This window comes from Alcanivorax sediminis, assembly GCF_009601165.1.
GTDB classification, from domain to species: Bacteria; Pseudomonadota; Gammaproteobacteria; order Pseudomonadales; family Alcanivoracaceae; genus Alcanivorax; species Alcanivorax sediminis.
This window is the reverse complement of sequence record NZ_WIRE01000001.1, coordinates 878,938-893,099: the sequence shown is the minus strand read 5'-3', so window position 1 is coordinate 893,099 and position 14,162 is coordinate 878,938. Positions and strand designations below refer to the sequence as shown.

9 protein-coding genes are annotated in these 14,162 nt (G+C 60.2%); 6 read left to right on the top strand and 3 right to left on the bottom strand.

Translation table 11 applies throughout. From position 1 onward, the window contains the following. Nucleotides 1–120: 120 nt before the first annotated feature. The gene (locus GFN93_RS03875) at nt 121–984 is read left to right on the top strand and encodes a YicC/YloC family endoribonuclease (RefSeq protein WP_153499086.1); all 864 of its coding nucleotides are present in this window, start codon (nt 121–123) and stop codon (nt 982–984) included. Between the two features lie 100 nt (nt 985–1,084). Here GFN93_RS03875 and GFN93_RS03870 read toward each other — a convergent pair whose 3' ends face one another. From GFN93_RS03870 to GFN93_RS03860, 3 genes are all read right to left on the bottom strand, one after another. After that, nucleotides 1,085–3,478, bottom strand: coding sequence for a Lon protease family protein (locus GFN93_RS03870; RefSeq protein ID WP_153499085.1), 2,394 nt, complete (start codon nt 3,476–3,478; stop codon nt 1,085–1,087). Between the two features lie 118 nt (nt 3,479–3,596). Continuing rightward, nucleotides 3,597–4,514, bottom strand: coding sequence for a nucleotidyl transferase AbiEii/AbiGii toxin family protein (locus GFN93_RS03865; protein ID WP_153499084.1), 918 nt, complete (start codon nt 4,512–4,514; stop codon nt 3,597–3,599). Beyond that, the gene (locus GFN93_RS03860) at nt 4,501–5,274 is read right to left on the bottom strand and encodes a type IV toxin-antitoxin system AbiEi family antitoxin (RefSeq protein WP_153499083.1); all 774 of its coding nucleotides are present in this window, start codon (nt 5,272–5,274) and stop codon (nt 4,501–4,503) included. The genes GFN93_RS03865 and GFN93_RS03860 overlap by 14 nt, the downstream gene beginning before the upstream one ends. A 304-nt stretch (nt 5,275–5,578) precedes the next feature. Between GFN93_RS03860 and GFN93_RS03855 the strand changes: the two genes are divergently transcribed. From GFN93_RS03855 to GFN93_RS03835, 5 genes are all read left to right on the top strand, one after another. Further along, nucleotides 5,579–7,033 carry a Wadjet anti-phage system protein JetA family protein gene (locus tag GFN93_RS03855; RefSeq protein WP_153499082.1) on the top strand — a complete coding sequence of 485 codons (1,455 nt, stop codon included), beginning with the start codon at nt 5,579–5,581 and terminating at the stop codon, nt 7,031–7,033. Continuing rightward, nucleotides 6,999–7,691, top strand: a complete 693-nt coding sequence (locus GFN93_RS03850; protein WP_153499081.1) for a DUF4194 domain-containing protein — start codon at nt 6,999–7,001, stop codon at nt 7,689–7,691. Before GFN93_RS03855 ends, GFN93_RS03850 begins: the two co-directional genes overlap by 35 nt. 211 nt (nt 7,692–7,902) lie before the next feature. After that, nucleotides 7,903–11,556 (top strand): ATP-binding protein, encoded by a 3,654-nt coding sequence (locus GFN93_RS03845; protein ID WP_153499080.1) that lies wholly within the window; start codon nt 7,903–7,905, stop codon nt 11,554–11,556. Then, nucleotides 11,553–12,680, top strand: coding sequence for a Wadjet anti-phage system protein JetD domain-containing protein (locus GFN93_RS03840; protein ID WP_153499079.1), 1,128 nt, complete (start codon nt 11,553–11,555; stop codon nt 12,678–12,680). The genes GFN93_RS03845 and GFN93_RS03840 overlap by 4 nt, the downstream gene beginning before the upstream one ends. Nucleotides 12,681–13,080: 400 nt before the next feature. Further along, entirely contained in the window at nt 13,081–14,151 is a 1,071-nt protein-coding gene (locus GFN93_RS03835) for a helix-turn-helix transcriptional regulator (RefSeq protein WP_194285740.1), read from the top strand. The last annotated feature ends 11 nt before the right edge of the window (nt 14,152–14,162 follow it).

Genomic DNA, 14,162 nt, shown 5'->3' with positions numbered 1-14,162 from the left:
AAACTCGCTCCTCGTGACTCGTAACAGCTTTTCGCCTGCAGGCATACCCTGACGAGCACAAGGGCTCCTACGGCGAAAGCCCGCGCGCCCCCATTCCATGGCCAACAACGAGGTTCACCCATGATCTGCAGTATGACCGCCTTTGCCCGCGCCGACCGTCACCTGGAAGGCTTCAGCCTGGCCTGGGAGATCAAATCCGTGAACCATCGCTACCTGGAGATCAGCCCGCGCCTGCCCGATACCCTGCGCGCCCTGGAAAACGGTGCCCGCGACAAGTGCCGTCAGGCCCTGGCCCGCGGCAAGGTGGAAATCACCCTGCGCTACCAGCAGATCGACAGCGACGTGGAGCTGGAACTCAACGAAGCCCTGGTGAAAAAGCTTTCCGATGTGTCCCGCCGGGTGGGCGATCTGGTGCAGCATTCCGGCCAGGTGAACCCCATGGAAGTGCTCCGCTACCCCGGCGTGCTCAGCAGCCAGGAACTGGATGTGGAGCGGCTGCAGAAAGAAGCGCTCAGCCTGCTGGATGAAGCCCTCAAGGCCCTCATCGATACCCGCGCCCGCGAAGGCGAACAGCTCGGCAAGCTGATTGAGGACCGCCTCGACGGCATCAGCACCCAGGTGGAGATCGTCAAAGCGGCCATCCCGCGCATCAAGGAAGCCCAGCGCGAGCGCCTGCGCAAACGCATCCAGGACGTGGTGGAATCCCCGGATCCGGATCGCCTGGAGCAGGAACTGGTCATGCAGGCTCAGAAAATGGATGTGGACGAAGAGCTGGATCGCCTGGTCACCCACGTCAGCGAAGTGCGCCGCATCGTCAAGAAAGGTGGTCACATCGGCCGTCGCCTGGACTTCCTCATGCAGGAGCTCAACCGCGAAGCCAACACCCTGGCCAGCAAGTCAGTGGACAGCGAAACCACCGCCGCCGCCGTGGAACTGAAAGTGCTCATCGAGCAGATGCGCGAGCAAATCCAGAACATCGAATAACCCGACCCTTCGCTCAGCAAGCTGAATCTCCTACACAGCACTTATGGACTGTAGGAGCCCAGCTTGCCTGGGCGAACCACCTTGGCATATTTACCGCTCGCTATGCTCCTCCCTCATCTTTTTGCTCACGCCAGTGCCGCGCAAAAGCACGCAGACGTTGCTGAACCACCCCGTTAACAGACCCCTCCGGAAAACCTCCCTCGCCATCCGCTACCCCAGCCTCCATCCCGAACAGCAGCGCGATGGCATCATCCACATGCTCGATGGCATGGATCTCGAAACGCCCCTCGCTCACGGCCTCCACCACCCGGCTATCCAGCATCAGGTGCGCCACATTGCTTTTCGGGATCAGCACCCCCTGCCGCTCGGCCAGACCACGGGCGCTGCAGAGATCAAAGAACCCTTCGATCTTTTCATTAATGCCACCCACCGCCTGCACCTTGCCGTGCTGATTCATGGACCCGGTGACGGCGACATTCTGACGCAGAGGCACGCCGCTGATGGCCGACAGCAGGGCACAGGTTTCCGCCACCGAGGCACTGTCTCCTTCTACCCCACCGTAGGACTGCTCAAAGGCGATGCTGGCCGACAGCGCCAGCCTGTCCTCGGCGGCATAACGTGCACCGATAAACGACGTCAGGATCAGCACCGCCTTGGAATGCACCGCACCGCCCAGCTTCACTTCGCGCTCAATATCGATCACGCGCCCCGTCCCCAACCGGGCCGTGGCGGAAATCCGTGACGGCCGACCAAAGGCATCATCACCCAGGCTGATCACGGTGAGCCCATTCACCTGCCCCACCGCCTCGCCGTCGGTACTGATATCGATAATCTCGCGCAGGGTCTGCTCCTGCATCCGTTCGCGCAGCCGCCCGGCCCGCCCCCGGGACTGATCTATGGCATGAACCACATGGGAGAGTTGAATGGTCTCTGCGTTTTCTTCCCCCGCCCAGAAGTTTGCCTCCATGATCAGGTTTTCCAGCTGATGAAGATGCAATGTCAGCTGCTCACTGTCTTCCGACACCCGGCTGGCGAACTCGATCAGACGTGCCACCGCCGCAGCGTCCAATGGCCGTGCCCCGTAGCGTCGTCCCAGGGTGGCAAGAAGATGCGCATACAATTTTTCGCTTTCCGCGCTGCGCGGCATGTCATCGGAAAAATCCGCCTGCACCTTGAACAGCTGGGAAAATTCCGGGTCGTAGGCGGCCAGCAGGTAATACAGGATCCGGTCGCCCACCAGAATCACCTTGATGTCCAGTGGGGCCGGCTCCGGCTCCAGGGTGATGGTGCTCACCATGCTGACCATCTGCTCCAGGGATTCCACCGTGATGCAGCGTGAGAACAGGCTGCGCTTGAGGGCATCCCAGGCCACCGGCTGCATCAGGATCTTGTGTGCATCCAGCACCAGGTACCCGCCATTGGCCCGATGCAGTGCCCCGGCCCGGATCAGGGTGAAGTTGGTCACCAGCGCCCCATCCTGCACATGGTGCATCACCCGCCCGAGCAAGCGCTGCACGTTGGGCCAGTCTTCGGTAATCACTGGCGCGCCATCGAGCGTGCTGTTGTCCACCAGCAGGTTGGCCTGGTAACGCGCCAGTATCTGCTCCGCCAGCGACTCCTCGCGGGCCGAACCGATAAAGGCCTCCACGTTGCTGGTCAGGTCCTGACGAATGGCCTCAAGATGGGCTGCCGCTCCCTCATGCTCACGGTAGACCTCCCTCGGCTCGCACAGCACCTGCTCCACCACCTGCAGGGCGGTTTTCTCATTCAGGGCGCGAAGCTTGTCGCGCAGTTCCTTGCGCCACACCGGGAACCGCTCGATCATTTCGTTGAGGAATTGCTCAAGCCGCTCGATCTCTGCGGAAATCCGCTCACGCTCCTTGTCCGGCAGGGCATCAAAGGTGTCCTGATCCAGCACCTCGCCGTCATGGCGCGGGGTGAGCGTGAACCCGGTATCGGTACGGTTAAGCACCACATCCTTCTCATCCGCCTGGCGCTGCAGATCCTCGATGGCCAGATCCTGGCGCTGCTGGTGCGCCTGCTCCAGCTCCTCCACCCGCGACTTGTACTCATCACTCTCAAAGGCCGCCGGAATGGCATCCGCCAGCTCCGCCTGGAGCTGTTCCATATCCTGGGCAAAACGGCCGCCATCACCGGCGGTGAAATGCAGCAGGCGCGGCTGTTCCGGATGATCGAAATTGAAGACATAGCAGAGATCCGGCGGCACCTGGGCCTCCCGGGCCTTGTGCTCAAGATACTCCAGCACCACCCGATCCCGGGCCGCTCCCTCCGGCGCCATCACAAAGGCATTGAAGCCCCGCGCCTGCACACCGGTCGCTACCCGCAGCGCCTGCATGGCCCGATCCTGGCCAATGGGGTCCAGCACATCGGGTAACTCACGGGTATCGGTAAACCCCAACGCCTGTTCAGACACAGGCCGATAGAGCTGTTCAGGAGTCAATGCAGAGGAGGTAGGTGAAGTCGAACCGGGCATGCGTCCCTCGCTGTTGGTCACGGATCAGACAGACCTCCAGCAAACCATGCTTTCCCCCACCGCGCCACCATCTCCGAGCGTGTCGCTTCGTCTGCTGGGAAGCTGCCATTTCCCGAACCTACTCACCTCCCAAAACTTCCTTCAGTTTGCCAAGCGATGCCGCACGCTTACCCGCGTCCATCCGCGCCACGTTTCTCAGTTTCCATCCCACTGCAGGCAGGCTTGATACGCCCTCCAAGCCCAGCAGCGACCAGTCAGGTTCGCTTTCATAAATACTGCAAAGAAAACGCCTCTCTTCCTCCGTCAGCCCTGCCAGAATCGCATCCAGCACATCCTCAACCGCAGCCTGCATCTCTGCCAACTCCGCAGCAACAAACGCCATCCCGCGGAACTCGGATTCGAACAAGGCACCCTGCTCTTTCCAATTTGGCGCCAGCAATTCCTCCATGGGCCTCGAATGACTGACCAGATAAACCAGAAAGGCCTTGCGCAAGGCTTCTGTCACTCCCTCATTTCTGGCCAGTAACATCACATCAAACCAGTCTCTGGGATGCTGCCTGTCCAATGCCGCACACAACTTACCGGCATATAAGTCTGCCAGCGCCACCACAGGCACCTCGGCAAAGCCAAATTCATCCTCCACCGTTTCAACCACACTACGCGTTTCCGGCGGGTAAACCGTGCCTCTCAGCACCGGAGACAGCTCGATTTTGACCGACGCTTTCTCCTGAGAAACAATCAAACGCAGCGCATCGGATTTGTCCTGATAACTGCGCGTCACCGTCACCCCTTCAAGGGCCTCAACAATACTGTCCGCCACCGTGTCCAACGCGCGCCGAATATCCGACAACGCTTCATCCCTGCCCTTATCAGGTAGATAGACCAGATCGATATCCACTGACAAGCGAGGAAAATCTCTCACAAAGAGATTGATGGCTGTTCCCCCTTTCAACGCAAAGCAGTCTTCCTGAAACACGAACGGCAAGACCCGGATCAGAAGCTGGACCTGCCGGTAATAAGGGCTAGCTCTGTCCATGAAACGCCTCCGGCACAGTAATCAGATAGGTTGAATCCAACATCCCGCCCGCCACGATATGGCGCTTGCCGCTGCCTAGATCATAATCATCCGGGCTGAGTCTTCTCCGCCAGGGGTAGTCATAACGATCGGCAAAAAAGAAAAAGAGCCGCTTAACCTGCACATGCCGACAGGCTTTCAGCAATGCATCCAGACGCTTTGGCGACAGGCTGCTCAACCCCTGCATCAGGTTGTCTGCATGCTCAAAGCTCATTGCTTTTGGCACATCCAACAGTGCCTCCAGAAACGCCTGCTCTGGTGACGCCAGCAACCAGACACCCTTGTCAAGAGCCTGCTCCCGAAGGCTCCCAGCCGCCATCAACTGCCTCATGTCCCAGAGTCTGGCCGTACCGTGCCACTGAAGATCCAGATCGAGAGGAAGGCGGGCCAGCCACGAAGGCCTGGCAGCGGAGGAATACAGATGCACACGACTGGATCCTTCCAGATAGTGCGTCAGGCCCATTTCGGCCAGGGCAGACAGCCCCCCCAGCCAGACCGGCTCAGCCAGCACCCGGTTCATGGAAGCCAGCGCGCCCTCCCGGCTCACCGGCCACTCCGGACGAGCAACCACGCCCCTGGTCAACGCCACCAATTTTCGAGACTTCAGCGCATTATCCAGCGCATGCACCGACACCGCCTGCCCCAGCACCCACTGGCGCGTGGCAAACTGCCCTGGGGGGATCACGGAAAGCCAGTTAGCAGAAGAGTCCGACGCTGACATGGTTTACTTGCCCTTGAGTAAACGGCGAAAGCGCCGTAAAAAAATGAAAACATAAACCACAGCACCCCCGCAAGTTTACTAATGTCAATTTTTACGGCGTAAAACGCCGTAAATACGCACATTTTCAAACTTTTCACGCTCCCGGCCCGTACACAAGCACGGTCGCCAGGGCACCAAGCCCCCCTCCCGCGCCTTGTCTCCCGGAACTTGCAACTTGCCACTCTCTTCCCCCTTGGAGGCCCCCGCCCAACCTGATTAAATGGCCCATTGCCTCAGACACTCATACCTCTAACGAAAGCGAGCCATGTTCTTCAGCGACGAGCGCGCCCAATTCTTCAAGCCCCTCACCGGCAAGTACCGCGAACAGGTGGTCGAGTGCCTGCGCCTGCTGCACGAGCGGCTGTACAGCGCCAAGGCGGATTACGGCGAATCGCTCAAGCGTGACCAAGTGCTGGATGTATTCAGCGAAGCCCTGGAACGGGCGCCACTGCTGGACGGCGACGAAGACGGCGGCCGCTTTCGCAACAACCGCGAGCAGGCCGGCTGGATCCTCAACCTGCTGGTGGAACACGGCTGGCTGAAACGGGACAAGGACGAAGCCTCCTTCCAGTCCACCTACCCGTTCAGCCGTACCGGCCGCCTGTTCACCCAGACCCTGGCGGAAGTGGACGGGCGCAGCGTGCGCACCCGCCACCGCAACACCCGCAATACCCTCAATGCCCTGGCCGCCTTCGTGGATCGCGGCGAGGTCTACGATCTGCTCGACGCCCACGAACATTCCGAGCGCATCATCGCCGACTTCACCGACATCATCGCCGAGCTGGAAGAACGCAAACGGGAACTGGTGAAAGAGGTGGAATCACAACAACTGGTCCAGCAAGCCAGCGACCAGTTCTTCGACTTCATGGAGAAACGTTTCCAGCCCGACGTGGCCATCCGCATGTCCGCCGACAGCGTGGAAAAGCACCGCGACCGCATTCAGAACACCATCGAACAGATCAAGCGCAAACCGAAAGCCTGGAAAAAAAATGCAGAGGAAGAACTGCGCCGGCTCGCCCCGGACCTGATCGTCAGCCAGGATGCCTCGGTACTGTTCCAGCTGCTGGACAGCATCGAGATGCGCATGCGCAACGCCTCGGAAATCATGCTGCCCGCCCTGCGCCGCACCCTGCAGGGCTTCACCCGCCGGGCCGACATCATCATCCGCCAGCTCAGCTACCTGCACAGCCAGAAGCACAACGACATCGTCGGCCTGTGCAAGGAACTGTCCGAGCTGGATGAAGCCACTTACAACCAACGACTGCAGCAAGCCGGCGATGCCCTCGCCAGCCTGCACCTGGGCTTTATCGACCCGGCCCAGGTGCGCCTGCGCGAACAGCGCAGCCAGCGGGTGGTGCACAGCCGAATGGTGGAACTGGACGACCCGGACGCCGCCACCCTGCGCGAGCTGGCCACCCAGCAGCTGCTGGAAAAGGCCTTCAACATCAATGGTGGCGCCCTGCGCGATTACCTGCGCGATGCCCTCGGCGCCAGCCGCCGCATCGACAACCGCGACCTGCCCATCAATACCGCCCGCGACCTGCTGGCCCTGAGCCACGTGATCGAACTGGGCAGCGCCGACCACGCCGCCAACGGCTTCCGCCTGCGCATTACCCCCACCGACCCCATCACCGACGAGCACTACTTCGTGCGTCGTGATGGTTTCCTGCTGGAACTGGAGCACGATGAGCCAAGCACCGCTACAACACGCCCTGAGTGAGGCCCTCAACGCCCGTGGCGTCACTCAAGCGCAATTCTCGGAACTGATGATCCGCCTGCTGGATCACGGCGTGCTGTGCCGCAGCGAAAGCAAAAAGGAAGCGGAACTCTACGACCGCTACCTGCAGATTCCCGAACTGGTGGAAGACTACCTGAGCGTGCTGCACATCCGCCTGCATCATGAACGCCGCTTCACCTCCCTGCGCCTGTTCCCGCCCGGCGCCGAAGTCCCCGGCGAAGCCGACACCGACGACGGCTTCAACAGCGGCCTGCGTAACCGCCTCAGCCAGCAGGAAGTGGCCCTGATCCTGGTGCTGCGCGCCGAATACGACAAATCCCTGCGCGACGGCCAGATCGACGAACACGGCCAGGCCACCCTGCCCCTGGAAGCCATCAACCTGGCCAGCAAAAACCTGCTCGGCCGCCCGCTCCCGGAAGGCCGCACCGAACGCGACGCCCTGTTCCGCCGCATGCGCCAACTGCGCCTGATCCGCAGCGACGGCGACAACAGCCTGGAAGACAACGAAACCTGGCTCACCATCCGCCCGGACATCACCAGCCTGGTCACCGACACCGTCCTCTCCCAACTCCTCGGCGAAGGCGCACGCCCAGCCAGCAACGACGACGCCGAAGACGATATCGAAGAGGAGCAAGAATGACCGCCACTCCTCTCACCCGTAGGAGCCTGCCCGCAGGCGATTCCCTCTGTGGGAGCGTGCCTGCACGCGATTCTTCACCCCATCGCCAGCAAGCTAGCTCCCACATAAAACCAAACACCCAACCGTGGGAGCGGTGGTTCCACCGCGAAAAAACCGCTTTTCGCCACTCGACACTCGCAACTCGAAACTGCTCTTACCAACAGGTCCACCCATGTATTTAAAACGCTCCATCACCGTCAACTGGGGCAACCTGCCCCCCGGCGAACTGGAATACGGCCCGGTGAACCTGTTCTCCGGCGGTAACGGCTCCGGCAAGACCACCGCCGCCGACGCCCTGCAAACCCTGATGACCGCCGCCCACGACAACCTGTTCAACTACAACCCGGGGCAGGACGAAACCACCCAGCGCGGCCGTGGCGGCAAACAGGTGCGCACCCTGGCCTCCTACGTGCTCGGCTGTGACGACGGCGCCTACGCCCGACCGTACGACAGCGACGGCTACATCGCCGGGGTGTTCCACCCCACCAAAGGCGAAACCGCCGAACCCTTCACCGCCGTCATCGGCGTGCGCGCCCACCTGGACAAGGCCGGCAGCACCAGCCAGGCCCGGCAGCAGGAACTGCTGCTGATGATCGTCCCCGGAGAAATGCTCAACCTGTCCCACTTCGTACGCGAATACGGCGGCGAAAAAGCCACGGTGCCGATCACCGAGATCGCCAACCAGCTGCGCCAGCAGTTCGGCAAGAAAAACGTGGAAACCTACGACAAGAAGGGCCAGTACCTGGCGCGCCTGTACGGTGCCCTGCGCGGCAAGCGCGATGCGGTCTCCCAACAGGAAGCCAAGAACGCCGCCCGCACCTTCGCCCGTTTCATGGCCTACAAACCGGTGGAATCCATCAACCAGTTCGTCGCCAGCGAAGTGCTCGAACCCCACGACATGGGCGACACCCTGCGCCGCATCCGCGACCTTATGCGGACCGTCCACGGCATGGCCGAAGAAGCCGAACAACTGCAGCAGAACGTCAACCTGCTCGCCCAGGCACAAAGCCACACCGACACCTACCTGGACACCTGGCTGGAACGCACCACCCAGGCCTACGGCGCCGCCGCACAACAATTCCAGCGCAACCAGAAACAGTATCTGGAAAAGAAAGAAGAACAGAACAGCCTCAGACAACAACAGGAAGGCAACCGCGAAGAAGCCGAGCAGGTACAGCAACGCCTCGACCAGGCCCACGCGGAACTGGTGGAGCTACAGGCGCGCATCCTCGGCATCCCCGCCCTGCGCGACAAACAGCAACTGGAAAGCCAGCGCGACCAGCTCACCAGACAACTGCAGGACGGCGCCCGCCCACTGCTGGAACAGGATCAGCAGCGCAACGCCAACCTGGAAGCCCTGCGCAACATCCAGGGCCTGCTGGCCCGCCACAGCATCGAACTGGAACTGCCCAGCTTCGCCAGCAAACACTGGCGCAGCACCAGCAAGGCGCTACTGGCCGAACAGAGCAACGCCCTGCCGGACCTTAACCAGATGCTGGCCCGGGACTGGATCGACCTGTCCCCGCTGGAAGACGGCCTCACCCGGGTGCGCAGCGAACAGCAGCTGCACAACCAGCTGGCCGAACAACTGCACAGCGAACGGGAAGACAAACCCGGCCAGGAAGCACTCTCCGTGGCGCAACGGCTGGACCGCATCGTCAGCAAGCGCGGCCAGGCCCTGGAAACCCTGGACCAGCAGCAAAAGAAAATCGAACAACAGATCCGCAACCTGGAATCCAAGCGGGTCAACTACCCGCAGGATGTGGAAATCGCCATCCACGCCATCCGCCAGGAATGCCCCCAGGCAGAACCGCGCGTGCTGTGCGACCACGTGGAAGTGCAGAACCCGGACTGGCAGATGGCCATCGAAGGCTACATCGGCGGTGCCCGCTTCGGCATTCTGGTGGAACCCGACCATGAAGCCGAAGCCATCCGCATCGTCCGCCGCCTCAGCGGCAAACAACGCAACCGCGCCCGCGTGATTCAGGGCGAACAGGCCCGCCGCGATGCAGAACGGGTGCAGCTGCCCGACGACTCCCTGTTCCACGCCCTGCGCTTCAGCCACCGCACCGCCGAGCATTACCTGAAAGCCTCGTACGGCAGCGTGGTCTGTGTGGAAGACACCGATGCCTTGCGCCGCACCCGGCGCGGCATCACCGCCGATGGCCTCGGTTCCGGTGGTTACGCCATGTTCCGCTGCGACCTGCCGGACAGCGATCTGGTATTCGGCGAAGCCGCCCGCGAACGCAACCTGCACGCCCAGCGCAACGCGCTCTTGGAACTACAGGAAAACTACCAGCGCGCCGCCGACGATTATCAGGCCGTGCGCCAACTGCACACCCAGGTAAAAACCTTCCAGCCCCTGCACTGGGTCAACGCCGCCACCCAGTTGCTCGATGCACAGCGCCAGTTACAGGAAACCGAAAAGGCCCTGGAAACTCTGGACCTGAGCGATCACGAAGAGCTGGAAGAAAAGCAGCAACAGGCCAAAACCCTGCATCAGGAACTGGAAGCCAAACAGAAGCAGCTCACCGAAGAGAACGGCAAGCTCAGCGAAAAACTCAGCGCCTGCAGCAAGACCATCACCACCCTGGCCGACCAGAGCGAACAGTTTCAGGAAAAGCAGGACGAGGCCGAAGCCAACCTGCACGGCTGCACAAAGTACTGGCCGGGCCTGGATGTGGAACCGCGCATCGCCGCCATGGATGAACGGCTGCAAAACGCCCACGGCGACATCGACTTTATCGCCGAAGAAACCGCGCTCACCGAGCAGCTCACCAAAACCGCCGTGGCGCTGGAGAAAACCCTCAACCAGTACAACCAGCAGGCCCAACCCGCCGACCAGATCCTGGCAGACAGCGCCGACGCCCTGCACAGCGCCCCGTTCTTCGGCCACGTGCAAAGCCTGCACCAGCAACTGGACAACCTGCACAACCGGTTGCGCAATAACGTGCTGCTGGAAAAGCAGGAAAAACTCACCAGCCTGCGCGACACCTTCAACACCACCTTCGTCAGCGACCTGTGCAGCCAGATCCACCAGGCCATCCAGGACGGCGAGCGCATCCTCAAGAGCCTCAACAGCGAACTGGAACACCACCAGTTCGGCGCCGACCGCGAGCGCTTTTCGTTTGAATGGCAGTGGATACCGGAATACAAGGAATACTGGAACTTCTTCAAGGAAGTCATCGACATTCCCAACCTGGGCGACGGCACCAGCCTGTTCGACACGCCACTGTCCGCCAAGGCAGAAGCGGTACGCGACCGCCTGCTCAACCTGCTGCTGGACGGTGACGAACAACAGGCCCTGCGCGAACTGGAACGCATCAGCGACTACCGCCGCTACCGCCAGTACGACATCCTCAAACACCCGCAGGGCAAACAGCCCATCAGCCTCAGCCAGTACGGCACCGGCTCCGGCGGGCAACTGGAAACCCCGGCCTACATCATCCGCGCCGCCGCCATCACCAGCGCCTTCCGCTTCAACGAAGGCGACAGCCACCTGCGCATGGTCATCGTCGACGAAGCCTTCATGCACATGGACGAAAGCCGCTCCAAGAGCGTCATCAACTACCTCACCAACACCCTGGGGCTACAACTCATCTTCATCATGCCCACCAGCAAAGCCGGCCCCTTCCTGGACCTGATCAGCAACCAGTTCGTATTCAGCAAAGTCCCCAGCCCCATCGCCGTCGGCGAACTCAACACCCGGGTACTGGTAGACAGACAGCAGCTCAACCAGGAACGCATCAGCGAACTGTGGGAGCAACACAGAAGGGTGATCCGCCAGCAGGGGGCGCTGGACTTTATGGATGAGATCAGCCCATGACCACGCCCATCTGGCTCAAGGACGAGCCGTGGCTGGCGAAGTGGTTAGGCTGGTTTTTGGACAAGCTGGATAACCGTGATGGCGAGCCATCGCAACGCGCCATCACCCGCCGCATCAACAAGCACAAACTGCCAGCGCTCTACGACTTCAACGAAGACACCCAGAGCCGCTGGCAACTGCTGCAACACATTGCCCGCGACCACGGCCTCTTCGAAATCGTTCTCGACAAAAAACGCAGCGCTTTTCAAGAGCCCTACGAAAACGCCCAGTGCCGCCTGAACCCGGACTGCGAAGCGCTATTAAGAGAGTGGCTGAACCGCCCCAAACAAGACCCGGTGGCACAGGCATGGCAACAGGCCATCAACCAACACGCAGACACCTTCATCGACAACGGCGAAGCCCTGCTGAATCAAAAGCCACAGATTCCCGGCCTCACCCCCGCTGAGATCGTCCGCGCCTTCGCCAACATCGATCCCTACCTGAACCAAAACCTGACACTCAGAGAAATCGCCGCCCGCTGTTTCAACGGCGACTCAAAGGCGCTGGATAACCGCTTCGAACTACTGCTCAAACTCTACGGCGACAACGCCAACGGCATCCAACCCCGGCCACTGCTGCTCACCGCCTGGGCCCCACCCGGCTTCCGCAAACTACTCATCGTCGAAAACCAGGACAGCTTCCTGCGCCTGGTAGACAACCCACCCAAAGACTACGCCCTGCTCTACAGCGGCGGCTTCCGCGCCAGCGCCACCCGCCTCAGCAGCGAACACACCCGCTTCGCCTTCCTCCCCGGCAGCGACCCGGAGCGGTTCAAAGCACTTTTTATAAATATGGGGCTAGATGAACAAACGGAATGCCACTTCTGGGGCGACCTGGACTTCGCCGGCATGGGCATCCTCAAAGCACTAAGAAACAGCCTGCCCAACCTGCAAGCCTGGCAACCGGGCTACCAACCCATGCTGAAAATCCTAAACACCGGCGGCGGCCACACCCCAAAACAAACCGGAAAAACCGCCCAAACCGACCCCGGCACCACCGGCTGCCCCTACACCGACACCACCCTGCTCCCCGCCCTAAGACAAACCCACAACGCCCTCGACCAGGAAACCATCCAAATCCCGTAGGATGGAAATTGGCGTAAGCCAATCTCCACTAACTGTAGGAGCCCCTCTCGAGGGGCGAACCACACACCACGGCAACATTTTGTGGGAGCGGTCGTTCGACCGCGATCCGAGCCCCAACGAGGCCAAAACCCATCGCGATGGAACCACCGCTCCCACAGCAAACCAACAAGGCTAGCCACATTCGCCGTAGGAGCCTGCCTGCAGGCGAAACCACCCAATCCACACACCATCGACAGCAGGCTAGCAACTAAAGCGTCGAACCACTTATCAACCAATAACAGTCCAGCAGCCCTGCATAAAATCCAACCACACGACATCATACATCACATATGTGATCTTGAATGTGATGTATGTGGAGTGCATGCTCCGCTCATCTACTTACCAAGGCAGGAGCAAAACAATGGCCAGGGACATCGAACTCGACACAACCATCCTCAAAGAAACACGGGGCAGCCTATCTCAGGAAGCGGTTGCAGAAAGGGTAGGGATCTCTCGTGAGGCCTATCATCGACTCGAAAAGCGGGGAACCTGTCTTAAGACAACCGCAGAGAAGATAGCTGAGTTTCTGGGCGTTACGGTGAAGCATCTGCAGGGGTTGGAAAGAGATGAATTGTTCTCGCCTTTCTTTTGTGAAGTGCAGCACCCGGGTATCGACGAAGGCAGACCTCAGCAACATCTCTTCAACAAGGACTCCGAAGTCGTTCCCTTCATTAAGGATTACATTGACTGCGAGCGCCCCGTTCCAGTCAAGGACATGACTGGGGGCCGCCTACCAGAGTTTCCTACCGGCCCCATCCCCTCTTGGTCTATTTCGCCAGACAGTAAAGAAGGCTCTCTCCAAATCCCTATCCGCAACAGTGGCGAACAATTCGTAGAGTTTGTGCTGAAAGAGCTTCATTACAGTCAGACCACTGGTTATATCTGGCGGCCCATGACGCAATGGCCAAAGCACGCATTGGGGCGAGACATCCGAAGAATCTTGTCCAATTTCTACCCCGAGTTTTATGACAACGGCAAACACATCGGCGAGCAAACCCAATTCATGGTAAGCCTTCGGGTATATGAAGAAGTTGGTCCCGCTAATACCGTGTTTCTTCAGGACGAAACCCTGGTTCTTTGGTTCATTGTTTCCCTTTGCCGAAACATGCCTGAGTGCACAGTAAACGCTTTCTCCATTGAGGGCGGAATTTCATTAGACCTGATGCTGAAACAGCCTTACTGCAATGCGCACATTTCTATCACTCGAGTCCATACCGATGATCTTTCCATCGCCCCATTCCCCAGAACTTGGGGGCAGCGCATCGCCGTAGCCCTTGAGCTTGATAAAAATCCGCAATTTGGAAAGATCGGCTCGTCGGAAAACAAAGCGTTACCGAAACTTAGCGAACTAATGGACTGCATCGAAGAGGTAAAAGAAGTATACGAGCACCGACGCCAGAATCTGAAAGCCGCTGAATTTCGCGAGTCATAAAGCGGCCTATT

Bases quoted from the DNA above. Each gene is read 5' to 3' on its own strand.
- GFN93_RS03875 (WP_153499086.1), top strand. From the start codon at position 121: ATGATCTGCAGTATGACCGCCTTTGCCCGCGCCGACCGTCACCTGGAA.
- GFN93_RS03870 (WP_153499085.1), bottom strand. From the start codon at position 3,478: ATGCCCGGTTCGACTTCACCTACCTCCTCTGCATTGACTCCTGAACAG.
- GFN93_RS03865 (WP_153499084.1), bottom strand. From the start codon at position 4,514: ATGGACAGAGCTAGCCCTTATTACCGGCAGGTCCAGCTTCTGATCCGG.
- GFN93_RS03860 (WP_153499083.1), bottom strand. From the start codon at position 5,274: ATGTCAGCGTCGGACTCTTCTGCTAACTGGCTTTCCGTGATCCCCCCA.
- GFN93_RS03855 (WP_153499082.1), top strand. From the start codon at position 5,579: ATGTTCTTCAGCGACGAGCGCGCCCAATTCTTCAAGCCCCTCACCGGC.
- GFN93_RS03850 (WP_153499081.1), top strand. From the start codon at position 6,999: ATGAGCCAAGCACCGCTACAACACGCCCTGAGTGAGGCCCTCAACGCC.
- GFN93_RS03845 (WP_153499080.1), top strand. From the start codon at position 7,903: ATGTATTTAAAACGCTCCATCACCGTCAACTGGGGCAACCTGCCCCCC.
- GFN93_RS03840 (WP_153499079.1), top strand. From the start codon at position 11,553: ATGACCACGCCCATCTGGCTCAAGGACGAGCCGTGGCTGGCGAAGTGG.
- GFN93_RS03835 (WP_194285740.1), top strand. From the start codon at position 13,081: ATGGCCAGGGACATCGAACTCGACACAACCATCCTCAAAGAAACACGG.